Here is a 23,045-nt window from a genome sequence, read left to right as displayed (position 1 = left end):
TACCGAGACTTCGGAGGCCGCCATGTCCACCGTCAAGGACCGCACATGACCACAAAGACGCCCGGCGCGCTGCCGGGCCGCCCGGAGTCGTACTGGATGGAGACCAGCGCGGCGACGTCGTACCCGCCGCTGGCCGACGACATCGAGGTGGACGTCGTCGTGGTGGGCGGCGGCGTCGCGGGGCTCAGCACGGCGTGGGAGGTGGCCCGCGGCGGCCGGTCGGTCGCCGTCCTGGAGGCCGACCGGATCGCCGCGGGGGTCACCGGTTACACCACCGCGAAGGTGAGCGCCCTGCACTCCCTGGTGTACGCGCGGCTGCGCCGCACCCGCGGGCCGGAGGGCGCCCGGCTGTACGCGGAGTCCCAGCAGCAGGCGGTGGAGCACGTGGCGGCTCTCACCGCCGAGCTCGGCATCGACTGCGATCTGGAGCGGGCACCGGCCTACACGTACACCACCCGGGCCGCGGACACCGACGAGCTGCGGGAGGAGGCGGCCGCGGCCCGGGAGGCGGGTCTCCCGGCCGAGTACACGGAGGAGACCGGGCTGCCGTTCGCCGTGGCGGGCGCGGTGCGGGTGGCGGACCAGGCGCAGTTCCATCCCCGCGCCTATCTGCTCGCGCTCGCCGCGGATCTGATCGCGCGGGGCGGGGTGATCTTCGAGCGGAGCCGGGTGACCGGGCTGCGTGAGGGCTCCCCGTGCAAGGTGACCACCGAGTCCGGGCGGACGGTCACCGCGGGGTCGGTCGTCGTCGCCACCCACTACCCGGTCTTCGACCGCGCCCTGCTGTTCGCCCGGCTCTCCCCGCGGCGCGAACTCGTCGTCGCCGCGCCGCTGGCCGCCGGAGCGGACCCGGGGGGCATGTACATCACGCAGGAGGAGGGCAAGCGCTCGGTGCGCACGGCGCCGTACGGCGGCGACGGCGGGCGTCTCCTCATCATCACGGGTGACAGCTTCACGCCGGGCACCGGTGACGCGGCCGCCGGTTTCACCGCCCTCGACACGTGGATGCGGGAGCGGTTCGACGTCGGGGCGACCGCCTACCGGTGGGCGGCCCAGGACAACGACGTCACCGACGGCGTGCCGATGGTCGGCCCCTTCCACCCCGGCGCCCGGCACACCTATGTGGCCACCGGATTCGGCGGCTGGGGCATGAGCGGCGGCGTCATGGCCGGGCAGCTGCTCGCCCGGCTGATCGACGGTCAGAAGTCACCGTGGTCGGAGCTGTACGACCCGCGCCGCCTGTGGAGCACGGTGCGCCACGCGCCGGCCCTGCTCGGCCAACAGGCTGAGGTGGCCAAACACTTCATCGGCGACCGGCTGCGCACCAGCCACGTCGACTCCGTGGAAGAGATCCCGGCCGGGTCCGGGGCGGTGGTCCGCGTCGACGGGCGTCGCTGCGCCGTCCACCGGGACGCGTCCGGCGCGCTCCACGCGGTCTCCGCCCGCTGCACCCACCTGGGCTGCCTGGTCGCCTTCAACGAGGCCGAGACGACGTGGGAGTGCCCCTGCCACGGTTCGCGCTTCGCCACGGACGGCTCGGTCCTCCAGGGGCCGGCGACCGATCCGCTGGCGCCGCGGGAGCTGCCGGGCTCATGAGGGGCCGGGCACCGGGACCGTGGCCAGGGGTGCCGGAAGGTCGCCCGGCTCACCCGTGCGGGCGAAGTTGATCCAGGCGGCGCGCAGGCCCCTGCCGATCCGGTCGGTCTCCTCCCAAGGGGTGTCGCCCAGCATCGGGGACGACCGCCAGGCGTCGCGGGTGCCGAGGAGCAGGGGCAGTTCGAGGCAGTGGGTGGCGCCGAAGGGCGATCCGGCGGGGCGCCAGTCCAGGCGGTACGCGTGGACGCGGGCTCCGGCGCGGGCGAGCCGTCGGCCGAAGCGGGACAGGGGCTCCTCGTATACCTCCCGGGTGCGCGCCGCCGGGTCGTCGTCCGTCGTGCCGAACGCCGACATGTCGTCGGCGTTCCAGCCGTAGAGGACATCGAGGCCCCGTACGTTCTCGTCGGGCGCGGCGCCGGTCTCCGGGAGCGGGGCGATGCCGTCCACCGGCATGAACGCGGGTTCCATCACCCGGTCCGTCCTGCTCAGATGTGTCAGCGCCGTCTCGCGCTGCGCCGCCAGGATCGCGGGGACGGGTGCCGTGCGCGGGTCCCCGGCGAGGGCCTCGGCGAAGACCTGTCCGAGGTCGAGGGACTCCTTGTGGGGGCGCGCGGTGATCTCGATCGGGGCGCTCTGCAGGATCGCCCGGCGGAAGAGGCCCCGGGCCTCGGGCAGTCGCATCAGGAGGCGGACGGAGATGCCGCCGGCGGACTGCCCCATCACGGTGACATTGGTGGGGTCCCCGCCGTATTGGGCGATGTGCGTGCGCACCCAGCGCAACGCCTCCAGCTGGTCGCGGAGACCGAGGTTGCCTTCGCTCACGCCGTCGAGGCAGAGGTAACCGAATGCCCCCAGGCGGTAGTTGACGGCGACGACGACCACGTCGCCCTCGGCCGCGAGGGTGCCGCCGTCGTACCAGTCCAGGAGGCCCGCGCCGCTGCTGAAGCCGCCGCCGTGCAGCCAGACGAGGACGGGGCGGGCCGCGGAGTCCCTGGCCGGGGTGGTGACCGACAGGTTGAGGCAGTCCTCGCCCTGGGGGTGGGTGTCCTTGGGCGGGCCCATCACCGCGTCGAGCCGGGAGGGCAGTTGCGGTGGGATCTGGCCGGTGGCCGGGCGGGGGTCGTGTGCGGGGACGGGGCGCGGCGGTGCGAAGCGTTCCGCGGTGGCGTAGCGGATCGGTCCGGTGCGGATGACTTCCGTCCCGGGCGTCGTGGAGTCGGTCATGGTGGACCACCTTCCGTGGCGGATACAACTGCCCGGCGCAGTCTCCGTCACCGGGCGGGCCGCGCGCCAGCCCCGGGGCCCGGGCCGCTCATCGCCGGAAGTACATCCGCACCACCGCTCCGTCGCCGTCGATCCGTTCGGCGACCAGGTCGCTCAACTGTCGTACGACCCACATGCCGTGGCCCTTCGCCGCAGCCGGGTCGGGCGGGATGTGCCCGGGGAAGACGGCGTCCCCGGCCGGGTCGTCGGGTCTCCCGCTCCCGGCGTCGGCGACCTCGCAGACCGCCCAGTCGGCGTCGCACCACAGGCGCAGCACACCGCGGCCGCCGCCGAACCGGACGGCGTTGACCACGGCCTCGTGCACGGCGGCGACCACGTCGCGGGCACGGTCCTCGGTGAGCAGGCAGCGCCGGGCGTACTCGGCGACGGCTATCCGGACGGCCACCGATTCGCCCCGGACGAAGGAGAGCCGGCGGGCCGGCCCGGTCGGCTCGGCCAGGGCCGGAGAGGTGCGCGCGAGGTCGTCGCACCGGGCGTAGAACTCGGCGGGGCCGACGTACCGGCCGCCGTCGTCCGGCACGTCGGCGCCGCCCGTCACCTCCGGGTGGGTGTGCCAGGCGGCCGCCACCACGTCGTCGGGCAGGACGCGCGCGTCGTACGGGCAGACGATCCAGTGGTCCGAGTCGGCGAAGGCCACGTTGATCAGCGACTCGTACCGCATCCACTCCCGGGTCTCGATGGCCGTGCGGCCCGTCCAGACCGGTTCGCCGATGACGCGGACGCGCCGCGCGCCGCCGTCCTCGTGCTCGGTGCAGTAGTCGTTGTACCGGCCCAGGGTGCGGGCCGGGAAGTGGTACCAGTCCAGGGCGTCGACGAAGTCGACCTGGCGGGCGGCGCCGCCCAGGGCGTCCCGCAGCAGCGCGATGTTGCCGGCGGCGGCGACGGCGAGGACGGCGTCCCCCGCGGTCAGGCCGTCCCGGACGAAGCCGACCGTGCCGGCCAGGAACTCGTCGTCCGAGGCGTAGCACAGCGCTTGGTGCACGAAGCCGGTGCGCGTCATGTCTCCTCGTGTCCCTTTCCCAGGTCAAGGCCGGGGATGCGGTCCCAGCCGGTGACGCGCATGACCCGGCGCACGTGCGGGGCGACGCCGTCGAGGACCAGGCCGCCGCCCATCGCGTAGAGGCCGAGGCCCGTGAAGACGAACAGGCGCAGCGCGCACACGTCGATGAAGGTGAGGTCGCGCAGGTCGAGCCGGGCGCGGTGCGGGTCCTCGGACCGCTCGCGGGCGCGTTCGGTCTCGGCGTGCAGGGCGCGGGCCACCGCGGTGACGTTGCTGTCGTCGATCTCGCCGCAGAGGGCGAGGCCGGGCGGGGTGAACGTCCTTGTGATGCGGAGCAGTTCGTCCTGCCACACGTGGTCGGCGACGACGCCGCCGTGGTGCAGGCCGTCGAGCACGGCGAGTTCGCCCGGGTCGAAGAGGCGGCGGTCGTACTGGCACAGGCCGAGCACGGGCAGCGTCGCGAAGACGGGGTGCAGCAGCCGCTCCGCCGTGAGCAGGCCGTCGGTGCCCCACTCCGGTGTCGGTTCCAGGGCGACCCGCAGCCCCAGCAGGCCGTCGTCCACGGCGGAGGCGACCTCGCGGCGCACCAGTCCGTCCAGGCCCAGCGGTCCCCCGGCAGCGCTCAGCGGGGGGCCGGCCCGCAGGCGGCCCTCGGTGAGCGCGCCAGACACATCACACCCCTGGCGCGCCAGGAACCGGAAGAGTACGGACGGTGCCGCGTCGACCGAGGTCAGGAGCAGACCGCGCTGGCCGCAGGCCAGGCCGTCCAGGAGGAACGCGGCGAGCACCGCCTCGCGTTCCTCGTCCGTGCGGTGCCCGAGGAAAAGATGATCCCCGATCCGCATCTGCCCCACGGCCCGCAGGGCAGGAGCCGCGTCCATCTTTACGCACCCCCTCCGCGCAACGTCCGCCGCACCGCTACCCGTTGTGGCTGGACGACTACACAGTACGCATCCCGGGTGCCCTCCGGAACGGAGTCCCTCACCTGCGTGACACCGTGCGCCCTCAGCCGAGGTAGTCCGTACGGCCCTCGTCGTCCAGCTCGAAGGGCCCGCCCGGGATGATGCAGAACTCGTTGCCCTCGGGGTCGGCCATCACCAGGAACCCGCCGTCGTCGTACCCCTGGAGCCTGCGTCCGCCGAGCGCCTCCACCCGCTCCTGTTCGGCGGCCGGGTCGGGCGAGGCGAGGTCGAAGTGCATGCGGTTCTTGCCCGACTTGGGGGCGTCGCTCCGCTGGAACCCCATGCCGAGACCGCCTTCGCGCCGCAGCCAGACGTACGGTCCCGTACGGCCGACGACGGGCCTGCCGAGCAGTTCGGACCAGAAGGCGGCGAGGCGCTCGGGGTCGTTGGCGTCGATGATGAGTGCGTTGATCTCCATGGCTGATCCTCTCAGACCGCCGCTGCCGGAAGTGCCGGAGCGGAAGTGGCGTGCGACCGGGTCAGGCCACCACCCTGGGGCGGGACGGTGCGGTGCCCGGCGTGTCGTGGTGGATCGGCGTTCGCGCTCCGGTGAGCGGACGGCCCGTGCCGCCCTGGCGGGCGGCGATGATCTCCGCCGCGATGGAGAGCGCGGTCTCCTCGGGGGTGCGGGCGCCGAGGTCGAGGCCGATCGGCGAGCGCAGCCTGGCCAGTTCGGACTCGGTGACGCCCTCCTCGCGCAGGCGGCGGTTGCGGTCCTCGTGGGTGCGGCGCGAGCCCATCGCGCCGACGAACGCGACGGGCAGCCGCAGCGCCGCCGAGAGGAGCGGCACGTCGAACTTGGCGTCGTGGGTGAGGACGCACAGCACGGTGCGGCCGTCCGTCGCGGTCTCCGCGAGGTAGCGGTGCGGCCACTCGACCACGACGTCGTCGGCCTCCGGGAAGCGGGCCCGGGTGGCGAAGACGGGCCGGGCGTCGCAGACGGTCACGTGGTAGCCGAGGAACTTGCCGGTGCGGACCAGGGCCGCGGCGAAGTCGATGGCGCCGAAGACGATCATGCGGGGCGGTGGGAGGCTCGACTCGACGAGGACCGTCACCTCGCTCCCGCAGTGCGCCCCGCTCTCCGAGACGACGAACTCCCCGGTGCGGCCGGCCGCCAGCAGGGCGCGGCTCTCCCCCACGGCGGTGCGGTCCAGCTCCGGGTGGCCGCCCAGTGTTCCTTCGTGGGTGCCGTCCCGGCGCTCCTCGCCCCGGTCGGCGAGGGTCACCAGGAGGGGCCTGCCGAGCAGTTCGGCAGGGCCCCTGAACACCCGGGCCAGGGCGGCGGCCTCGCCGCGCGCGGCGGCGGACAGGGCGGCGGCGAACACCGCCCTGTCCGGCGCGTCCGCGGCCACCGGGGTGACGAGGACCTCGATGATCCCGCCGCAGGTCAGCCCCACGGCGAACGCGTCCTCGTCGCTGTAGCCGAACCGCTCGACGGCGGCCTCGCCCTCCTGGAGGGACCGGACGCACAGGTCGTACACCGCTCCCTCCACACAGCCGCCGGAGACCGAACCGATGACGGTGCCCTCACCGTCGACGGCCAGGGCGGCGCCGGGACCGCGCGGGGCGCTGCCGCCGACGCTCACCACCGTGGCGACGGCGAAGTCGCGGCCCTCCCCGATCCACCGGTCGAGGTCGTCGGCGATGTCAAGCACGGGTTACGTCCTCGGCCGCGGCCCCCGCCCGCAGGATGCGGTCGGGACGCAGGGGCAGGCTGCGGTGGCGGACGCCCGTGGCGTGCCAGACCGCGTTGGCGATGGCCGCCGCCGCGCCGACGATGCCGATCTCGCCGATGCCCTTGATGCCGACCGGGTCGTCCGCGTCCGGGTCGTCCACCCAGTCCGCCTCGATGTCCGGCACGTCGGCGTGGGTGGCGACGTGGTAGCCGGCGAGGTCGGGGCCCACCAGCGCGCCGGACGAGAGGTCCCGTACGGCCTCCTCGTGCAGCGCCATGGACAGACCCCAGGTCATGCCGCCGATCAACTGGCTGCGGGCGGTCAGGGGGTTGACGATCCGGCCCGCCGCGAAGATGCCGAGCATGCGCCGTACGCGCACCTCGCCGCTGGTGACGTCGACGGCGACCTCGGCGAACTGCGCGCCGAAGGAGTGCCGTTCCTTCTGCGAGAGCGCGCCGATCGCCTCGCTGGTGTCCGAGCGCGCGGTGATGCCCTCCGCCGGGATCTCGCCGCCGGGGACGAGCTTCTCCCGCAGCTCACGCGCGGCGAGGTTGACCGCCCAGCCCCAGGACCGGGTGCCCATGGAGCCGCCCGCGATCATCGCGAAACCGAAGTCGCTGTCGGCGATCCGCACCCGCACGCGGTCCGTCGGCACTTCGAGGGCGTCCGCGGCGATCAGGGTGAGCGCCGTCCGGGCGCCGGTGCCGACGTCGGCCGCGGTGATGCGCACCGTGAAGGTGCCGTCGGCCTCGGCCGTCACCGCCGCGGTGCTCGGCGCGACGAGCACGGGGAAGGTGGCCGCGGCGGTGCCGGTGCCGAGCAGCCAGCGTCCTTCGCGGCGCAGGCCGGGCCGCGGGTCGCGGTCCGCCCAGCCGAACCTGCGGGCCCCTTCCTCGTAGCACGCCAGGAGGTTCCGGCTGCTGAACGGCAGGCCGGAGACGGGGCCGACGGCCGGTTCGTTGCGGACCCGCAGAGCGATGGGGTCCATGCCGCACTTCTCGGCGAGTTCGTCGAGCGCGGACTCCACGGCGAAGGAGCCGGGTGCCTCACCGGGGGCCCGTACCCAGGTGGGCGTCGGCAGGTCGAGGCGTACGACGCGGTTGACGGTGTGGTGCGCCCGCGCCTCGTACAGCGGGCGCGCGAAGCCCGCGGAGGACTCGACGAACTCGTGGACCGTCGAGGACAGGCTGTGTCCCTGGTGGTCGAAGGCGCGGAGCCGCCCGTCGGGGTCGGCGCCGAGCCGCACGCGCTGTGCGGTGGGGCTGCGGTAGCCGATGAGCGAGAACATCTGACGGCGGGTCAGGACGACGCGGACGGGCCGGTCGAGTGCGGTGGCCGCCATCGCGGCGAGCACCTGGTGTACCCGCAGCCCCTTCGAGCCGAAGGCGCCGCCGACGTGCTCGGAGACGACGCGCACCGACGCCGGGTCGAGGGAGAAGAGCTTGGCCAGCTCGTCCGCGACCCAGGCGCTGCCCTGGTTGGAGTCGACGAGCTCCAGGCGGCCGCCGTCCCAGCGGGCCGTGGCGGCGTGCGGCTCCATCGAGCTGTGGTGCTCTTCGGGCGTGGTGTACTCGGCGTCCACCACGTGGGCGGAGGCGGCGAGTTCGGCGTCCAGGTCGCCCTTCTCCGTGCGCATCCCGTCGGTGTCCGGCGTGTACGTGCCCTCGCGGCCCGCGGAGAAGGCGACGTCGTGCGGCTCCTGGTCGTAGTGGACGACCAGGGCCTCCGCGGCCTCCCTCGCCTGCTCGGACGTCTGGGCGACGACCAGGGCGACCGGCCAGCCCACGAAGGGCACCCGGTCGTGCTGGAAGACCTCGACGACGGGGTCGGGTTTGCCCAGCATGCCCACGTAGTCGCCGTCGACCCGGGGCGCGTTCCCGTGGTGGAGCACGGAGAGCACGCCGGGCATCTCAAGGACCGGCGCGGAGTCGACCGAGCGGACCCGGCCGCGGGCGATCGTGGACAGCACGAGCCAGCCGTGCGCGAGGTTCTCGAAGGGGATCTCCCCGGCGTAGCGGGCGGCGCCGGTCACCTTGTCGCGGCCCTCGATACGGGTGTGCGCGGTGCCGACGGCGCCCGTCACCGCGCTGTTTACCGTGGTCGTGGTCATCGGGCGGCCTCCTCGGTGAGTTCGGTGAGCACGGCCACGACGAGGTTGCGGATGAGCGTCACCTTGTAGCCGTTGTGGGGCAGGGGGCGGGCGGCGGCCAGTTCGGCGTCGGCCGCGGCGGCGTACGCCTCGGCGCTCGCCGGGCCGCCGATCAGCGCCTGCTCCGCGGCGCGGGCCCGCCACGGCCGGGACGCGACCGCTCCGATGCCGATGCGCACGTCCTGCACGACTCCGTCGCGCACGTCGAGGGCCGCGGCGATCGAGCCGATGGCGAACGCGTAGGAGGCGCGCTCGCGCACCTTGCGGTAGCGGGAGACGGCGGCCACCGGCGCGGGCGGCAGGGTGACTGAGGTGATGAGGGCGCCGGCCGGCAGCGCGGTCTCCAGGTGCGGGGTGTCGCCCACGGGCAGGTAGAGGTCGGTGATCGGCAACTCGCCGGGCCCGTCGGCCGATTCGTAGTGGACGACGGCGTCGAAGGCGGTGAGGGCCACGCCCATGTCGGAGGGGTGGACGGCCACGCAGTGGTCGGTGGCGCCGAGGATCGCGCTGTTGTGGTGCTCGCCCTCGACGGCGGAGCAGCCGCTGCCCGGTTCGCGCTTGTTGCAGGGCTTGGCCAGGTCGGTGAAGTAGGCGCAGCGGGTGCGCTGCAGGAGGTTGCCGCCGACCGTCGCCATGTTCCGCAGCTGGCCGGAGGCGCCGGCGAGGACGGCCTGGGTCAGGGCGGGGTAGCGGCGGCGCACGTCGGGGTGGGCGGCGAGGTCGCTGTTGGTGACGGTCGCCCCGACGCGCAGGCCGCCGTCGTCGGTGGACTCGATGCGGTCCAGGGGCAGTTCGCGGACGTCGACGAGGAGCGCGGGCCGCTCGACGCCCGTCTTCATCAGGTCGACGAGGTTGGTTCCGCCACCGAGGTAGCGGGCCTCTGGGTCGGCGCCGAGCACGGCGACCGCGCCCTGTACGTCGTGCACCCGCTGGTAGCCGAAGTCCCTCATACCGCTTCCTCCTCGGCGCGTGCCGCCTCCGCGACGGCCTGCACGATCGACACGTACGCGCCGCAGCGGCACAGGTTGCCGCTCATCCGCTCGCGGATCTCGTCGGCGGTGAGCTCGGGCACGCCCGCCTCGGGCCGCACGTCAGTGGTGGCGGCGCTCGGCCAGCCGTCCGCGTGCTCCTTGAGGGCACCGAGGGCGGAACAGATCTGACCCGGCGTGCAGTAACCGCACTGGAAACCGTCGAGGTCGAGGAAGGCCTGCTGCACGGGGTGCAGCCGGTCACCGTCCGCGACACCCTCGATGGTGGTGATCTCGCGCCCCTCGGCGGCGACCGCCAGCTGCAGGCAGGAGACGGCGCGACGGCCGTCGATCAGGACCGTGCAGGCCCCGCACTGGCCTTGGTCGCAGCCCTTCTTGGTGCCGGTCAGATCCAGTCGCTCGCGCAGCGCGTCGAGCAGGGTGGTGCGGTGGTCGACGGACAGTGTGTGCTTCTCACCGTTGATGTTCAGGGTGACGGCACTGGACGTCGATGGAGCCATGAGCAGCCTTCTTTCGCGAATCGCGTCGAACGAGGCGGTCCCGGCGTGAATGCGGGACGAGATGGCGCTGTACAGGGGAGAGGCCCCCACCACTGTGGCAGTGGGGGTCCACAGCGGCGGCGTGTGCCGCTATGGTGTGGCTAAGCGGACAGATGTCCACTAGCCGTCGAACTTAGCGGACAGTTGTCCGCTCAGCAAGGCTCGACCAAGCCGCCGTGCGCGGGAGGAGAGCGAATGGGGCAGCACCACAACTCCCCCTTGCGCTCGGACGCGCAGCGCAACCGCGAGCGGATCCTCGAGGTCGCCCTGGCGGAGCTGACGCGCTCGAGCGACGTGCCGCTCAGCGCCATCGCCAAGAAGGCGGGCGTCGGCCAGGGGACCTTCTACCGCAATTTCCCCAACCGCGAGTCGCTCGTTCTCGAGGTGTACCGCCACGAGGTGACGCACGTCTGCGACGCCGCCCGCCAGTTGCTCTGCTGCCGTGATCCGGACCGGGCCCTGCGGGAGTGGATGGACCACCTCGTCCGGTTCGGCATGGCCAAGGCGGGGCTGGCCGACGCGATACGCAAGGCCACCAGCACGCTCGGCAGCCTGGCCGGTGTCGGCCACGGCCCCCTCACCGAGGCCATCGGGCTCCTGCTGAGGGCCAACGAGGAGGCCGGCACCATCCGGCCCGGGGTGACGCCCGACGACTTCCTGCTCGCCATCGCCGGTCTCTGGCAGATCGATCCGCACAGCGACTGGGAGGGCCGGGCCGGACGTCTGATGGACCTGGTCATGGACGGTCTGCGGGCGGGCGCTCCCGGACGCTGAGCGCCTCCAGGAGGTGGACCGCCGCGTCGCGGACCCCCGGCGGCGCGTCCGTGCGGCGGCGCAGCAGGGTCGCGGTGGCGCCCAGCGACTGCGTCGCACGCGCCGATCCCATGCGCGCGGCACGCGGCGCGACCCCTCTGACGAGGTCTTCGGCGTCGCGCCAGGCGCCGGCTCCCGCGTACGCCGAGAAGAGCTGTGCCGTGAACAGGTCGCGGTAGGCGGGGCCGCCGGGGGCCGACGCGGCCCGGTGGAGGAGCGGAATCGCGCGGTCCCAGCGGTGCAGGCGGGCCAGGACCCAGCCCTCGTGCCCGACGAGTTCGGTCTCGTCGATCCACCAGGCCCAGGGCGGGTCGTTCGCGGCCACGCCGTCGAGGAAGTGGCTGCGGGCCCGGCCGAGCAGGCGTACGGGAGCGCGGTCCGCGCCCAGCATGGCGAGCGCGTGGGCCTGCCGGATCAGGACGAGGGTGGCGACCCTGGCCGGGAGCGGGCGCGGGCCAGGCACGCGCGAGGCGCTCTCCCACGCGGCGCGGGCGTGTCCGGTGTGGGCCTGCAGCATGCTGTGGTTGAGGAGGGTGAGGCGGGCCGTCCAGCGGTCGCCGCACAGGTCGGCGAGGGCGAGCGCCCGCGTGTTGGCACGGTGGGCCCGGCCGTGGTGCCCGGCGTCGAACAGGATCCAGCCGATGACCTCCCACAACTCGGTGAGCGCGGCCAGCAGTTCCCGGTCCGCGCCGCGCGGGCCGGTGGGCTCGGCGCGCAGTTCCGGGACGCGCCACACGGCCGCCGGGAGTTCGGCCACGGCGGTCCTCGCCCCGTGCCGGGCGTCGAGCTCCAGCAGCCGACGCATGGTGCCGACGACGCGGGGTACGCAGGGTCGGGACCCGTCAGGTCCCCACATGGCCGTCATCGGATGTCCGCCCCCTCCACTCGCCCGCCCCTTTGGTCGGTTCTGTCCCTTCGGTCTACCGTCGAAGGACGTCGCCGCGACGATCTGCCGACAGGACACCGGAACCGCCCGGTCGGTCAGAACGCCGGCGCGCGTCCATCCGTTCCCGGCCCCTTGGCCCCGTCACCCCGGAGAACACCGTATGTCGAAGATCCTTTTCGTAGTCACCGGCGCCGACCACTGGACGCTGGCCGACGGCACACCGCATCCGACCGGCTTCTGGGCCGAGGAGGCCGTCGCCCCGTACGAGGTGTTCAAGGCCGCGGGCCACGAGGTCGTCGTCGCGACCCCGGGCGGCGTCGTCCCCACGGTCGACCGCGGCTCCCTCGCCCCCGAGGCCAACGGCGGCAAGGAGGGCGCGGAGCGGGTCGAGGCCGCGCTCGCCGCGTTCACCGAGCTCCAGGGGCCGGTCGAGCTGGCGGAGGTGGACCTCGACGATTACGACGCCGTGTTCTATCCCGGTGGGCACGGCCCGATGGAGGACCTCGCCGTCGACGCCGACTCCGGCAGGCTGCTGACCCGCGCGCTGGAGACGGGCAAGCCGCTCGGCATCGTCTGCCATGCCCCGGCCGCGCTCCTGGCGGCGGTCTCCGCCGACGGCAGCCCGTCCTTCGCGGGATACCGCCTGACCGGTTTCACCAATGCGGAGGAGCGTCAGGCGGGGCTGGCCGACCGCGCCAAGTGGCTGCTGCAGGACCGTCTGGAGCAGGGTGGCGCCGACTTCCGGGAGGGCGAGCCCTGGGCGCCCCACGTGGTCGTCGACCGCAATCTGGTCACCGGCCAGAACCCCGCGTCGTCCGCCCCGCTCGCCGAGGAGCTGCTGAAGAAGCTGCCCTGACCCGGCCGCGACCCCCGCGAAGTGACGGCCCCGGCGCGCCGGTTCACGGCCGGGCGTGGAACTCCACCGCGCCGTAATGGGCGCGGGGGCTGCTCGTCGCGAGCGCCCAGTAGCGGTCGCCATAGGACCAGTGCCACCACTCCGTGGGGTAGTTGACGAGCCCCGCCGTGGCGAGGGCCGCCGTGAGCGTGCGACGGTTGCGGCGGGCCGTGTCCGAGATGCTGTCGGCCGCGGTGTAGCAGGCGCCGTCGCTCTCCTCGGGCCCGGCGTTCACCGGTGTACCGAGGTCGAGTTCGGCGCCGCCCGTCGTGCACAGGGTGATGTCGACGGCGGCGCCCGCGACGTGCGGGGCCACCTCGGGCGGGGAGAGCGAGCGGCTCGTCTGGCGGCGGAGATGCTCCGAAGACCAGTCGGGATGGGCCCGTCCGAGTTCGGCGGCGTACTCGTCGAAGTACTTGATCTGCAGGTTTACGGGGCGGTAGCCCTCGGTGATCAGCAGGCGCAGCCCGTCGGGCAGCAGCCGGGCGGCGCGGGCGAGCCGCCAGGCGACACCCTCGCGCAGCTGTGCGTAGGCGCCGGCCGGGTCGGCGAGACGGTCGTCGACGTCGACGAAGGGCAGGTTCCGCAGGTCGACGAGGTCCTCGCCGCACTCGTGGACCGGGATGTCGAGGACGCGGGGGTCGCTCATGAGGATGATCGGCGGCATGCTCGGCCCTTCGAGACGGAGGTCCTCGTGGCAGGAGGGGCGGGCACGGCACCGGGGACGGGCCGCCGCCCGCCCCCGGTGTCCCCCGGCCCGTGCGGTGACGCCACGCGACGCACGGCCCATACGGCCGACGTTCCGGTCGTATGGGCCGCGAGAGCGACAGTGGCCTCTCCCCCGTCAGTTCCACCGCCGCTGTCGGCCGCTGCGCCGCCGACATGTCGAGCCTGACGGACCGCGCTGCAATTTCTCTGCAAATCGGCGCCAAGTGGGCTGCCGACGCGCCCGGTTCAGGTGTCCGGCTCGTTCCGTTCGCGTGCCTCGTACGCCGTGAAGACCGCCCGCGCCTCCGTCCGCAGCGCGTGTGCCACCGCCCCTTCGCCCGCCGCCTCCTTGGCCGAGGCGAGATCGCGCAGGGTGCGGGCGCGGGCCAGCGGCAGGTCAAGGACGGCCCAGAGGTCGGCCGCCGCGGCGAGCAGCCCTTCGGCGGCGGCGACGCGCCCGGCGGCGAGCTCACACTCGCCGAGCGTGCGCAGGGCGAGCGCCTCGCCGAAGCGGTCGCGGTGCGCGCGGCAGGTGGCCAGGACCTCCCTGAGTTCGGCCGCCGCCTCGGCCGCTCTGCCGAGCCGCATCCGGCACTTGGCGCGCGCCTGCACCGCGTACGCCGACATCAGGCGGTCCCCGAGGGCGGCGAGGAGCGTCACGGACCGGTCGGCGAGCCGCTCCGCCTCGGCATAGGCGCCGAGCGAACGGTGCACGAGGCTCAGGGAGCGCAGCGTGAGCGCCTCTCCGCGACGGCTGCCGAGTCTGCGGTAGGCCCGCAACGAGGTGTCGAGCAGGGTGAACGCCGCCTCGTGGTCGCCGAGTTCGAGGTGCACGGTGCCCGCGAACCGGCAGGAGAGGCCGAGCCCCGGGTCGTCGCCGAGCTCACGGAAGCCTTCGACGGCCCGGGTCAGCACGTCCAGCGCGGCCCGCAGGCGTCCCGCCTCGCGCAGGGCGCTGCCGAGTCCGGCCAGGGCGGCGGCCCTGCCACGCACGTCACCGAGGTCGGCGCAGAGTTCGGCCGCCTGCCGGAAGTATTCCTGCGACTCGTCGAACCGGTCCTGTTCGTAGCGGAGTTGGCCGAGCCCGATGAGCAGCAGGGCCTCGCCGCAGCGGTCCTCGGCGCGCCGGGCGGCGGCCAGGGCGGCGTCGTGGCTGCGCCACCAGGCCTCGAAACGGTTGCCTACGGCGTACGCGGAGGAGCACAGGGCGGCCGCGGCCTGGCAGGCCAGGGTGTGCAGGTCCAGGGCCGCGGCCCGCTCCACGGCGGCGGCGAACGCGTCGGCCTCCGCCTCGAACCAGGCCGCGGGGTCGGCCAGTGCGCGCCGGGTGACGGCGGGGCCGACCGGCCGCACCAGGCGGCGCGGAGCGCCGGGGGCCGTGGCGTTGTCGCCGCCGGAGTCGAGGTGGCCGCGGTGCAGTTCGACCGCGCCGGACGGGATGGCGGAGGCGACACGGCCGGTGAGCCAGAGCCCGGCGCCGAGGGCCCGGCCGACGGCGGCGGCGCGTTCGGCGGGAGTGTCTTCGGCCTCCGCGCGTTCGGCCGCGTACACCCGTACGAGATCGTGGGGCCGGTAGCGGGGCTGGCCCGCGCGGTCCACGAGGGTGCAGTGCAGCAGTTGGGCGTCGATGAGCTGCTCCACGACACGTTCCGCTTCGGGCTCCGGCACGTCGAGCAGCGCGGCGACCACCCAGGACGCGACGTCGGGCGCGGCGAGCAGGCCGATGCGGCGCAGGGCCGTGCGGGCCCGGGTGCCGAGGGCGCGGTAGCTCAGGCCGAGGCCCGCCCTCACCTCCAGGTCGCCGACGGAGAGCTCGTCCAGGCGGTGGCGCTCGTCGGCGAGCCGGTCGGCGAGCGTGCGCGCCGACCAGTGGCTGCGGGTGGCGAGGCGGGCGCCGGCGATGCGCAGGGCCAGCGGGAGTCCGCCGCAGAGCTCGACGATGCGCCGGGCGGCCCCGGGGTCGTCGCGCACGCGCCGTGCGCCCGCGATCCGGGCGAGCAGCTCGGTCCCCTGTTCCGTCTCGAACACGTCGAGCCCGGTGCGGTGGGTGCAGGGCAGGGCGCCGAGGCGGGCGCGGGCGGTGATCAGCACCCCGCAGGTGGCGCTGCCCGGGAGCAGTGGCCGCACCTGGGCCTCGCTGCCCGCGTCGTCGAGGACGAGCAGGACGCGGCGTCCCGCGACGAGGCTGCGGAAGAGGTCCCTGCGCTCGGCGTCCCCGTCCGGAGGTTCGGCGCCCAGGGCGCGCAGCAGCCGGCCGAGCACCTCGCCGGGCGCCACGGGGTCGGTGGCGCCCCGCAGTTCGGCGTAGAGCTGGCCGTCGGGGTACACGGCGGCGGCCCGGTGCGCGGCCGTGACGCCGAGGACCGACTTGCCGATGCCGCCGGGTCCGGTGATGACGACGACGGGCATGGCCTGGCGGGCGCCGGGCGGGGTCAACGCGGCCGCCACCTCGCGCAGTTGTGCCGCGCGGCCGGTGAAGTCGCCGATGGCCGGCGGCAGGAGCGCGGGGACGGGGGCGGAGGGGATCATGTCCTCCGCGGCGGCGGGGGCGCCGTCGTCCGGTGCGGTCGAGGCGTCCGGCTGCTGGGTGTGCCGCGCCGGGATGGGGGCGGGCGCGCCGGGCCGCCTCTTCTCCGGGGCGGGGAGCAGCGAGTCGTCCGCCCGCAGGATCGCCTCGTGCGTCGAGCGGAGTCCGGGCCCCGGATCGAGTCCCAGTTCCGCGGCGAGCACGTCGCGCCCCTCGGCGTACACGGCGAGCGCGTCGGCCTGGCGGCCCAACCGGTAGAGGGCGAGCATGAGTTGGCAGCGCAGCCGCTCGCGGGTGGGGTGGGTGGCGACCAGCGCGGTCAACTCGCCGACCAGCTCCGTCTCGCGGCCCGGCCGTACGAGGTCGGCGGCGATCCGCTCCTCGAGGACCGCCTGCCGGGTCTCCTCCAGCTGGTCGGCGGAGGCCCGCAGGGCCTCCCCGATGCCGCCGAGGGCCGGACCCCGCCACAGCGCGAGTGCCTCGCCGAGCAGCCGGGCCGCCGTGACGTGATCACCGACGACCGCCGCCTGCCGCCCCTCCGCGGTGAGCCGGTCGAACACCGCGCGGTCGATCCGGTCCGCGTCGGCGTGGATCAGGTAGCCGGGTGGCCGCGTCTCGATGACGTCCGCCGACAGCACGCGGCGCAGTGCGGAGACGTACGACTGGATCAGGGATCGCGCCGTCTCCGGCGGATCGTCGCACCAGATGGCGTCGATCAGGGTCTCGGTGGAGACCACCCGGCCCGGCTGGAGGAGCAGCGCTGCGAGCAACGCCCGCGGTTTCGGTCCGCCGAGGGCGAGCCGACGGCCCGCGCGCCACGCCTCGACCGGCCCGAGCAACCGGTAGTGCATGTCCGTGTCCACGCCCAGCTCCATGGGTCCCTGCCCCGCACCGCCCCCGATCTCCGACCCGCACTCCCGGCCACGGCCTCCGGGCCGCGGGACGGCGTTCCCCGATCGACTGGCCATGCTAGGGCCGGGCGGCTTCGGCCCGCCTCTTCGCATGGGGAATCAGGCCAGCTCGGGCGCGATGGCCGGCACCACGAAAACCGTCGGCCGAGGCGCCCCGAAGGGGGCGGCTCGGCCGACGACCGGAACGAGGGGCTCAGGCTTACGCGCCGCTCGCCTTCAGCATCTCCTCGCGCTCGACGATCTTCACGCGCTCGCGGCCCTGCGGCTCGCCGAGGGACTTCTCCGCCGCGTCCAGCCGGTACCAGCCGTCCCACGTGGTGAAACGGACGTTCCGCTCGCCGAGGAAGGCGTCGACGGCCTCGGGCTCGGGCGAGGCGGGGGTGAGCAGGCGGCCGTTCTCGCGGTCGTCGAGGAGGCTCGCCACCGTCTCGTTGGCGTCGCCCTTGGTGTGTCCGATGAGGCCGATGGGGCCGCGCCGGATCCATCCCGTGACGTAGGTGGACTTCAGGTGCTCGCCGCTCTCCTCGATCACCCGTCCCGCCTCGTCGGGCACCGTGCCGGACGCGATGTCCCAGGGCAGCTTGGGCAGTTCGTCGGAGAGGTAGCCGACGGCCCGGTAGACCGCGCCGAGGTCCCAGTCCTTGAACTCGCCGGTGCCCTTGACGTTGCCGGTGCCGTCGAGGGCGGTGCGCTCCGTGCGCAGGCCGACGACCTTGCCGTCCTCGCCGAGGATCTCGACCGGTGACTCGAAGAAGTGCAGGAACAGCTTGTGCGGCCGGTCGCCGACGTCGCGGATGGCCCAGTTCTCCAGGGTCTTGGCGACCATGTCGGCCTGCTTGTTGCCGCGCCGGGTCGCGATCGAGCCCTCGTCGTAGTCGATGTCCTCGGGGTCGACGATGACCTCGATGTTCGGGGAGTGGTCCAGCTCGCGCAGCTCCATCGGGCTGAACTTCGCCTGCGCGGGGCCGCGACGGCCGAAGACGTGGACCTCCAGGGCCTTGTTGGCCTTGAGGCCCTCGTGGACGTTGGCCGGGATCTCCGTCGGCAGCAGCTCCTCCGCGGTCTTGGCGAGGATGCGCGCCACGTCGAGCGCGACATTGCCGACGCCGAGGACGGCGACCTTCTCCGCCTCCAGCGGCCAGGTCCGCGGCACGTCCGGGTGACCGTCGTACCAGGAGACGAAGTCGGCGGCCCCGTAGGAGCCTTCGAGGTCGATGCCCGGTATGTCGAGCGCGCGGTCGGCCGTCGCGCCCGTGGAGAAGATCACCGCGTCGTAGAAGGTGCGCAGGTCGTCCAGGCTGATGTCGCGCGGGTAGTCGACGTTGCCGAAGAGGCGGATCTGCGGCTTGTCGAGCACCTGGTGCAGGGCGGTGATGATGCCCTTGATGCGCGGGTGGTCCGGGGCGACGCCGTAACGGATCAGGCCGAAGGGCGCCGGCATCCGCTCGAAGAGGTCGATCGACACACCCGGCTCGACCGCCACTGCGGACTTGAGCAGCGCGTCGGCGGCGTAGATCCCGGCGGGGCCGGCTCCGACAATGGCTACCCGCAGAGGGCGAGGCATGTTCAGGTTCCCTTCGAGCGGTGATGGAGTGACTCAAGGGGAAGCCTAAACTAAGGCAAGCCTAAGTAAGTAGGCGGGTCGGCTTTATGACCCCATAAGGCTGCCTTATGGGGTCTGGCGGCCCGATGGGCGGCGAAAAGGCGCCTGACAGATCGGGGCACGGACGTTACGATCAGCGCGATGACGACTCATTCTGTTCACAGATTGGGGGTCCCGTCCGCGCAAGGTGAGTGCTGATGCTCACTCAGATCGCGAACGGCGCTTCCCGCCCTTCCTCCCGGCCTCCGTGGCCCACCCGGTCTTCTCGACCCTCTCGGCCTTCGCCACCTCCGCCGTCCGCCTGGCCGGAGTCTTTCTGGCCGCGTGTACGCGCGTACGCCGTGCCGCCCTCCATGATCGAGACGGCGACCGCGCGCCGGCGCGTCGGCGACTGGGCCGGAGCCTGCGCCGCCGCACACGTCGACGTCGACCTCGTCCCGCGCGCCGTGGCGCGCAGCCACGGCACCAAGGTCGCCCGGCAACTCCGCGACGACCTGCGTCACTTGGCGCCCGACCTGCTGCGCTGGCACATGCCGCGGATCGCTCCCGACGGGCTGCTGCGCCCCGGCCTGACCATCGCCCTGGCCCGTTACGACGCGCCGGAGCGCGGCGGCCGCTCCCGACCGCTGCATCTGGTGGTCCGCACTCCGCCCGCGTGGGCGGACGCGGGCCAGCGGATGAGCCTCGCGGTGTGGGACGGTTCGCACGGCGACGCCGGGGCCGCCCAGCACCCGCATCCGCACCCCCACCGCCGCTTCCGCCTCGACCTGCACCGCCACCTGTGGGACGCGCGCAGGACGGACGAGCTGCGGGCACGCTCCGGCGCCGACCGGGGACTCGGTGGCGGGGACCGTCCCGCGCCGGGCCCGGCCTCGGACCCACCGGACCCCGTGCCCCGCGGGCTTCCGTGCGCGGTCGACCGGTGGGCCGCCGAGTCGGAACTCCTCCTCCGGGCCGACGGCCGGCCCGCAGGTCCGGTCGCCGTGCGGCTCGGCGCGGGGCGGTGGCTGACGCTGGAGCCCGGCGGGCCTCGGGGCGCCCGGGACGGCACCTGCACGGACGGTCCGCGGATCACGGCGGCGGCCGCCGGGGGGGACGTGTCCGCGTTGCCGGTGCTGCCGGACGCGGCGACCTGGGTCCTGCCCGACCTGGGGATGCTCCGGGCCGGGGTTCTCGACGCCGATCAGATGCATCCGCTGGTCGCCTCGGCATTGGTGCCGGGGATCACGTCGGCCGGCCCCTCCCCCGCGGCGGCTCACGGCACGGTCCGCCCGCACCTCGTCGAGTGCCGTGGGGCGCGGCACCAGATCGCCCTGGTCGACGGGAAGCTGACCGCACTGGACCACGCCCCCGACGAGGTCCGCAGGGAGGAGCTGCTCGCCGCGCTCACCGGCACCCCGCTCCCCTGCCTACAGGCCATCGACCGGGCGCACCGCCGCCCCGACTGCCTCGCCGGCGTCCGCGAACGCCTCGCTCACGGCGACGTCTCCGGCGCCCTGGCGGTCGTCGAAGACCTGCTGGGAGCCGAGGCGACCCTCCGGGACGGCCCGCTGCGCGACGAGCTGGACGCGGCGGCGCGCCGGCGCGTCACCTACGGCCTCTACCGGGCGAGGCTGATCGACCCGGCGCCCCGCGTCGCCGCCGCCCACGACCTGCCGAGCCGCCGCGGCGGCCGCCCGCACCCGCGCCCCTGACCACCGACACCCGGCCCTCACACCCCTAGGCCGGGGCCTCTACCTCAGCCATGCCCTCACGCCATCCGGCCGACAGACATCCAAAGGTGATCACTCATGCCCGCGTACGCGCCTTCGACCGCCCTCACCGACCCGACGGACCCCACCGACCCGACCGACCCGACCGCTGCCACCGACGCACCCACCGCCGGCGACCTGCCGCCCACCCAACTCGACGTAGCAGACGCACTGTTGGGCCTGCTTCGTACGTCCGAGACCGAGCCGCGCCCCGACATGCAGCTGGAAGCCCTCACTCTCGCGGTCGCCGCCGACCTTCCCGTACTCCTCTGGGGCGAACCCGGCATCGGCAAGACCGCCGCCCTCAACCAGCTCGCCGACGCCCTCGACCTGTCGCTGACCACCGTCATCGCGAGCGTGCACGAACCGTCCGACTTCTCGGGGCTGCCGATCGTCGGGGACGATCCCGCAAAGCACGGTGTCCCGATGGCCCCGCCGGACTGGGCGGTCCGCCTGGTGCGGGCCGGCCGGGGCCTGCTCTTCCTGGACGAACTGTCCACCGCGCCGCCCGCCGTCCAGGCCGCTCTGCTCCGCCTGGTCCTCGAACGGCGCATCGGCGCGCTCCAACTGCCGCCCGGCGTAAGGATCGTGGCCGCCGCCAACCCCCGCTCGTCGGCGGCCGACGGATGGGAGCTGAGTCCCCCGCTGGCCAACCGGTTCGTCCACCTCCAGTGGGTCCACGACCACGATGTGGTCGTTCGCGGCCTCGGCGGGACCTGGCCGCGGGCGACCCTGCCACGGCTCGACCCGGACAGGCTCGCGGAGGCCGTCGCCCTGGCCCGGCGCGGTGTCTGCGGACTGCTCGCCGCCCGGCCGAAACTCGTCCATCAGCTGCCCAGCAGCGAAGCGCGCCGCGGAGGCGCCTGGCCGTCACCCCGCAGCTGGGAGATGACGCTCCGCCTCATCGCCTTCGCGACCGCCGCCGGCTCGTCCCGCGACGTACTCTCCCTGCTGGTCAGGGGGACGGTGGGCGACGGGCCCGGACTGGAGCTCCTTGCCGCCCTGGACCGGATGGACCTGCCCGATCCCGAAGTGCTGCTCGCCGATCCGGCCCACGCCGTCCTGCCCGAGCGCGGAGATCTGCGGCAGGCCGTCCTCGACGCGGTGGTGGAGGCGGTCCGCAACCGGCCCGACAGGGCTCGGTGGGACGCGGCATGGGCGCTGCTCGTCCGGGCGGTGGAGACCGGCGCCCCGGATCTGGTGGTGGTTCCCGCGACGACGCTCGCCACGCTGCGACGCGAGGACTGGGACGTCCCGGCCTCCATCGAACGGCTCGCCGGGACGATCACGCTGTCCCGCCGGGCCGACCGGTCGGCAGCCCGTGCCAGGGCCGGGGCCGGGATCAAAACTGGGATCGGAGCCGGCCGATGAGCCCCGACACGGTGAGCACCCCGGACGCAACGGACACACCGGACACACCGGACGCCCCAAAGGCCATGGACGCTCTGGACCGCGACAAGCTCTTCGTCGCCCGCCTGCACGCGGCCCGCGCCCGGCCCTATCTGGCCACGGCGCTGTTCGCCCTGCACACGGTGGCGTCACGGCAGGTGCCGACGATGGCCGTCGACCGGCACTGGCGCTGCTACGTCTCGCCGGCCTTCGTGGACCGGACCCCTGTGGAGGACCTGGCGAGCGTCTGGGTGCACGAGGTCTCCCATCTGCTGCGCGACCATCACGGGCGCAGCGACCGGGTCGCCCGTGAGCGCGGGCTGACAGGGCCCGCCGAACGGCTGCGGATGAACATCGCGGCGGACTGCGAGATCAACGACGACGCGTTCGGTGACGGCCTGGTGCGGCCCGAAGGGGCCGTCCTGCCCGAGACGTTGGGGCTCGAAGGGGGCGAGCTCATGGAGGACTACCTGCGCCAGTTCCGGCTGGGACCGAGGACGCAGAGCATGGCCTGGCTGGACTGCGGCAGCGGCGCCGACGGGCGCGAGCGCGCCTGGGACCAGGGGCCGGAGGGCGCGCACGGGCTCAGCGCGCAGGAACGGGACGCGGTACGGTTCCGCGTCGCGCGAGGCATCACCGCCCGGCCGGGCGACGCGCCCGGGGGCTGGCGGCGGTGGGCCGAGGAGGCCTTTCATCCACCGCAGCCGTGGCGGGAGTTGCTGGGGGCCGCGGTCCGCTCGGCGGCCTCCGGTCCGGGCGCGGGGGACGACTACACGTACGGGCGGCCGGCGCGGCGAGCGGCCGGTGTACCCGGTGTGGTCCTGCCGAGCCTGCGGCGCAGGCCGCCCCGGGTCTGCGTGGTCATCGACACGTCCGGCTCGGTCAGCGACACCGAACTGGGCAGTGCGCTCCTGGAGGTGGCCGCCATCTCGCGGGCGGTGGGCGGCCGTCGCGACCTGGTCAGCGCGTTGCCGTGCGACGCGGCGGCCCCGGCCGTACACACGCTCTGCCGCTCGCAGGGGATTCCGTTGACGGGCGGCGGCGGGACGGACCTGCGCGCCGGCTTCGCCAGGGCGCTCCGGTCACGGCCGCGGCCCGACGTCATCGTGGCGTTGACCGACGGCCAGACACCGTGGCCGAGCACACCGCCACCGTGCCGGACGGTGGTGGGCCTGTTCCCCCGGCGGGGCGCGGACGGCACCGCGGACGAGGACGACCCGGATTACGTACCGGACCTGCCGCCGTCATGGGCGCGGGTGGTGGAGATCGGCCAGGGCCCCTGACCGGGCCCCGAGGCCGGGCCGGCCCGCCGAGGCTGGAGTCCTCGGCGGGCCGGCCCGTCGACCTGCCCATCCCTCCGAGTCTGT

The 23,045-nt window shown here is 74.2% G+C and carries 18 protein-coding genes; 6 read left to right on the top strand and 12 right to left on the bottom strand.

What is annotated here, in order from left to right; all coding sequences use genetic code 11:
- Positions 1-45 precede the first annotated feature (45 nt).
- Positions 46-1,596, top strand: coding sequence for an FAD-dependent oxidoreductase (locus ACZ7DY_RS17770; RefSeq protein WP_471136120.1), 1,551 nt, complete (start codon positions 46-48; stop codon positions 1,594-1,596).
- On the opposite strand, the gene ACZ7DY_RS17765 is transcribed toward ACZ7DY_RS17770, so the two are convergent.
- The 8 genes from ACZ7DY_RS17765 to ACZ7DY_RS17730 form a co-directional block, all read right to left on the bottom strand.
- Entirely contained in the window at positions 1,591-2,820 is a 1,230-nt protein-coding gene (locus ACZ7DY_RS17765; RefSeq protein ID WP_471136118.1) for a carboxylesterase family protein, read from the bottom strand. The genes ACZ7DY_RS17770 and ACZ7DY_RS17765 overlap by 6 nt on opposite strands.
- An 88-nt stretch (positions 2,821-2,908) precedes the next feature.
- Positions 2,909-3,880: an anti-sigma factor RsbA family regulatory protein gene (locus tag ACZ7DY_RS17760; RefSeq protein ID WP_471136116.1), complete on the bottom strand. Its 972-nt coding sequence runs from the start codon at positions 3,878-3,880 to the stop codon at positions 2,909-2,911.
- Positions 3,877-4,761, bottom strand: coding sequence for an MEDS domain-containing protein (locus tag ACZ7DY_RS17755; protein ID WP_471136113.1), 885 nt, complete (start codon positions 4,759-4,761; stop codon positions 3,877-3,879). The genes ACZ7DY_RS17760 and ACZ7DY_RS17755 overlap by 4 nt, the downstream gene beginning before the upstream one ends.
- Positions 4,762-4,885: 124 nt before the next feature.
- Positions 4,886-5,260, bottom strand: coding sequence for a VOC family protein (locus ACZ7DY_RS17750; RefSeq protein ID WP_471136110.1), 375 nt, complete (start codon positions 5,258-5,260; stop codon positions 4,886-4,888).
- A gap of 61 nt (positions 5,261-5,321) precedes the next feature.
- Positions 5,322-6,497: an XdhC family protein gene (locus tag ACZ7DY_RS17745; RefSeq protein WP_471136108.1), complete on the bottom strand. Its 1,176-nt coding sequence runs from the start codon at positions 6,495-6,497 to the stop codon at positions 5,322-5,324.
- Positions 6,490-8,628, bottom strand: a complete 2,139-nt coding sequence (locus tag ACZ7DY_RS17740; protein ID WP_471136105.1) for a xanthine dehydrogenase family protein molybdopterin-binding subunit — start codon at positions 8,626-8,628, stop codon at positions 6,490-6,492. The genes ACZ7DY_RS17745 and ACZ7DY_RS17740 overlap by 8 nt, the downstream gene beginning before the upstream one ends.
- Complete coding sequence (locus ACZ7DY_RS17735; protein ID WP_471136103.1) at positions 8,625-9,617, bottom strand: FAD binding domain-containing protein; 993 nt, start codon at positions 9,615-9,617, stop codon at positions 8,625-8,627. Before ACZ7DY_RS17735 ends, ACZ7DY_RS17740 begins: the two co-directional genes overlap by 4 nt.
- Positions 9,614-10,156, bottom strand: a complete 543-nt coding sequence (locus tag ACZ7DY_RS17730) for a (2Fe-2S)-binding protein (RefSeq protein WP_471136100.1) — start codon at positions 10,154-10,156, stop codon at positions 9,614-9,616. The genes ACZ7DY_RS17735 and ACZ7DY_RS17730 overlap by 4 nt, the downstream gene beginning before the upstream one ends.
- Positions 10,157-10,390: 234 nt before the next feature.
- Between ACZ7DY_RS17730 and ACZ7DY_RS17725 the strand changes: the two genes are divergently transcribed.
- Positions 10,391-10,969, top strand: coding sequence for a TetR/AcrR family transcriptional regulator (locus tag ACZ7DY_RS17725; protein ID WP_471136098.1), 579 nt, complete (start codon positions 10,391-10,393; stop codon positions 10,967-10,969).
- On the opposite strand, the gene ACZ7DY_RS17720 is transcribed toward ACZ7DY_RS17725, so the two are convergent.
- Positions 10,932-11,813 (bottom strand): DNA-binding protein, encoded by an 882-nt coding sequence (locus ACZ7DY_RS17720; RefSeq protein ID WP_471136096.1) that lies wholly within the window; start codon positions 11,811-11,813, stop codon positions 10,932-10,934. The genes ACZ7DY_RS17725 and ACZ7DY_RS17720 overlap by 38 nt on opposite strands.
- A 241-nt stretch (positions 11,814-12,054) precedes the next feature.
- Between ACZ7DY_RS17720 and ACZ7DY_RS17715 the strand changes: the two genes are divergently transcribed.
- Positions 12,055-12,750, top strand: a complete 696-nt coding sequence (locus tag ACZ7DY_RS17715) for a type 1 glutamine amidotransferase domain-containing protein (RefSeq protein WP_471136093.1) — start codon at positions 12,055-12,057, stop codon at positions 12,748-12,750.
- A 43-nt stretch (positions 12,751-12,793) separates the two neighbouring features.
- Here ACZ7DY_RS17715 and ACZ7DY_RS17710 read toward each other — a convergent pair whose 3' ends face one another.
- The 3 genes from ACZ7DY_RS17710 to ACZ7DY_RS17700 all read right to left on the bottom strand — a co-directional run bounded on the left by ACZ7DY_RS17710 (position 12,794) and on the right by ACZ7DY_RS17700 (position 18,499).
- Positions 12,794-13,456 carry a M15 family metallopeptidase gene (locus tag ACZ7DY_RS17710; protein WP_471136091.1) on the bottom strand — a complete coding sequence of 221 codons (663 nt, stop codon included), beginning with the start codon at positions 13,454-13,456 and terminating at the stop codon, positions 12,794-12,796.
- Positions 13,457-13,743: 287 nt separating this feature from the next.
- Positions 13,744-16,887 carry an AfsR/SARP family transcriptional regulator gene (locus tag ACZ7DY_RS17705; protein ID WP_471136088.1) on the bottom strand — a complete coding sequence of 1,048 codons (3,144 nt, stop codon included), beginning with the start codon at positions 16,885-16,887 and terminating at the stop codon, positions 13,744-13,746.
- Between the two features lie 247 nt (positions 16,888-17,134).
- Positions 17,135-18,499: an FAD-dependent oxidoreductase gene (locus ACZ7DY_RS17700; protein ID WP_471136086.1), complete on the bottom strand. Its 1,365-nt coding sequence runs from the start codon at positions 18,497-18,499 to the stop codon at positions 17,135-17,137.
- 392 nt (positions 18,500-18,891) lie between these two features.
- Between ACZ7DY_RS17700 and ACZ7DY_RS17695 the strand changes: the two genes are divergently transcribed.
- From ACZ7DY_RS17695 to ACZ7DY_RS17685, 3 genes are all read left to right on the top strand, one after another.
- Positions 18,892-20,232, top strand: a complete 1,341-nt coding sequence (locus tag ACZ7DY_RS17695) for a hypothetical protein (RefSeq protein WP_471136696.1) — start codon at positions 18,892-18,894, stop codon at positions 20,230-20,232.
- Positions 20,233-20,328: 96 nt separating this feature from the next.
- Positions 20,329-21,660 (top strand): AAA family ATPase, encoded by a 1,332-nt coding sequence (locus ACZ7DY_RS17690; protein WP_471136083.1) that lies wholly within the window; start codon positions 20,329-20,331, stop codon positions 21,658-21,660.
- 65 nt (positions 21,661-21,725) lie between these two features.
- On the top strand, positions 21,726-22,961 hold the full coding sequence (locus ACZ7DY_RS17685) for a vWA domain-containing protein (protein WP_471136694.1): 1,236 nt from the start codon (positions 21,726-21,728) through the stop codon (positions 22,959-22,961).
- The last annotated feature ends 84 nt before the right edge of the window (positions 22,962-23,045 follow it).

It is taken from the genome of Streptomyces sp. NPDC037013, from assembly GCF_055607265.1.
The sequence above is the reverse complement of the archived record's forward strand: the minus strand, read 5'-3'. Positions and strand labels throughout refer to the sequence as shown.

What these genes read in the sequence shown, in the direction of transcription:
- ACZ7DY_RS17725 (WP_471136098.1), top strand. Translation starts at nt 10,391, where the DNA reads ATGGGGCAGCACCACAACTCCCCCTTGCGCTCGGACGCGCAGCGCAAC.
- ACZ7DY_RS17710 (WP_471136091.1), bottom strand. Translation starts at nt 13,456, where the DNA reads ATGCCGCCGATCATCCTCATGAGCGACCCCCGCGTCCTCGACATCCCG.
- ACZ7DY_RS17755 (WP_471136113.1), bottom strand. Translation starts at nt 4,761, where the DNA reads ATGGACGCGGCTCCTGCCCTGCGGGCCGTGGGGCAGATGCGGATCGGG.
- ACZ7DY_RS17685 (WP_471136694.1), top strand. Translation starts at nt 21,726, where the DNA reads ATGGACGCTCTGGACCGCGACAAGCTCTTCGTCGCCCGCCTGCACGCG.
- ACZ7DY_RS17730 (WP_471136100.1), bottom strand. Translation starts at nt 10,156, where the DNA reads ATGGCTCCATCGACGTCCAGTGCCGTCACCCTGAACATCAACGGTGAG.
- ACZ7DY_RS17715 (WP_471136093.1), top strand. Translation starts at nt 12,055, where the DNA reads ATGTCGAAGATCCTTTTCGTAGTCACCGGCGCCGACCACTGGACGCTG.
- ACZ7DY_RS17700 (WP_471136086.1), bottom strand. Translation starts at nt 18,499, where the DNA reads ATGCCTCGCCCTCTGCGGGTAGCCATTGTCGGAGCCGGCCCCGCCGGG.
- ACZ7DY_RS17760 (WP_471136116.1), bottom strand. Translation starts at nt 3,880, where the DNA reads ATGACGCGCACCGGCTTCGTGCACCAAGCGCTGTGCTACGCCTCGGAC.
- ACZ7DY_RS17765 (WP_471136118.1), bottom strand. Translation starts at nt 2,820, where the DNA reads ATGACCGACTCCACGACGCCCGGGACGGAAGTCATCCGCACCGGACCG.
- ACZ7DY_RS17735 (WP_471136103.1), bottom strand. Translation starts at nt 9,617, where the DNA reads ATGAGGGACTTCGGCTACCAGCGGGTGCACGACGTACAGGGCGCGGTC.
- ACZ7DY_RS17750 (WP_471136110.1), bottom strand. Translation starts at nt 5,260, where the DNA reads ATGGAGATCAACGCACTCATCATCGACGCCAACGACCCCGAGCGCCTC.
- ACZ7DY_RS17695 (WP_471136696.1), top strand. Translation starts at nt 18,892, where the DNA reads ATGATCGAGACGGCGACCGCGCGCCGGCGCGTCGGCGACTGGGCCGGA.
- ACZ7DY_RS17690 (WP_471136083.1), top strand. Translation starts at nt 20,329, where the DNA reads ATGCCCGCGTACGCGCCTTCGACCGCCCTCACCGACCCGACGGACCCC.
- ACZ7DY_RS17770 (WP_471136120.1), top strand. Translation starts at nt 46, where the DNA reads ATGACCACAAAGACGCCCGGCGCGCTGCCGGGCCGCCCGGAGTCGTAC.
- ACZ7DY_RS17740 (WP_471136105.1), bottom strand. Translation starts at nt 8,628, where the DNA reads ATGACCACGACCACGGTAAACAGCGCGGTGACGGGCGCCGTCGGCACC.
- ACZ7DY_RS17720 (WP_471136096.1), bottom strand. Translation starts at nt 11,813, where the DNA reads ATGCGTCGGCTGCTGGAGCTCGACGCCCGGCACGGGGCGAGGACCGCC.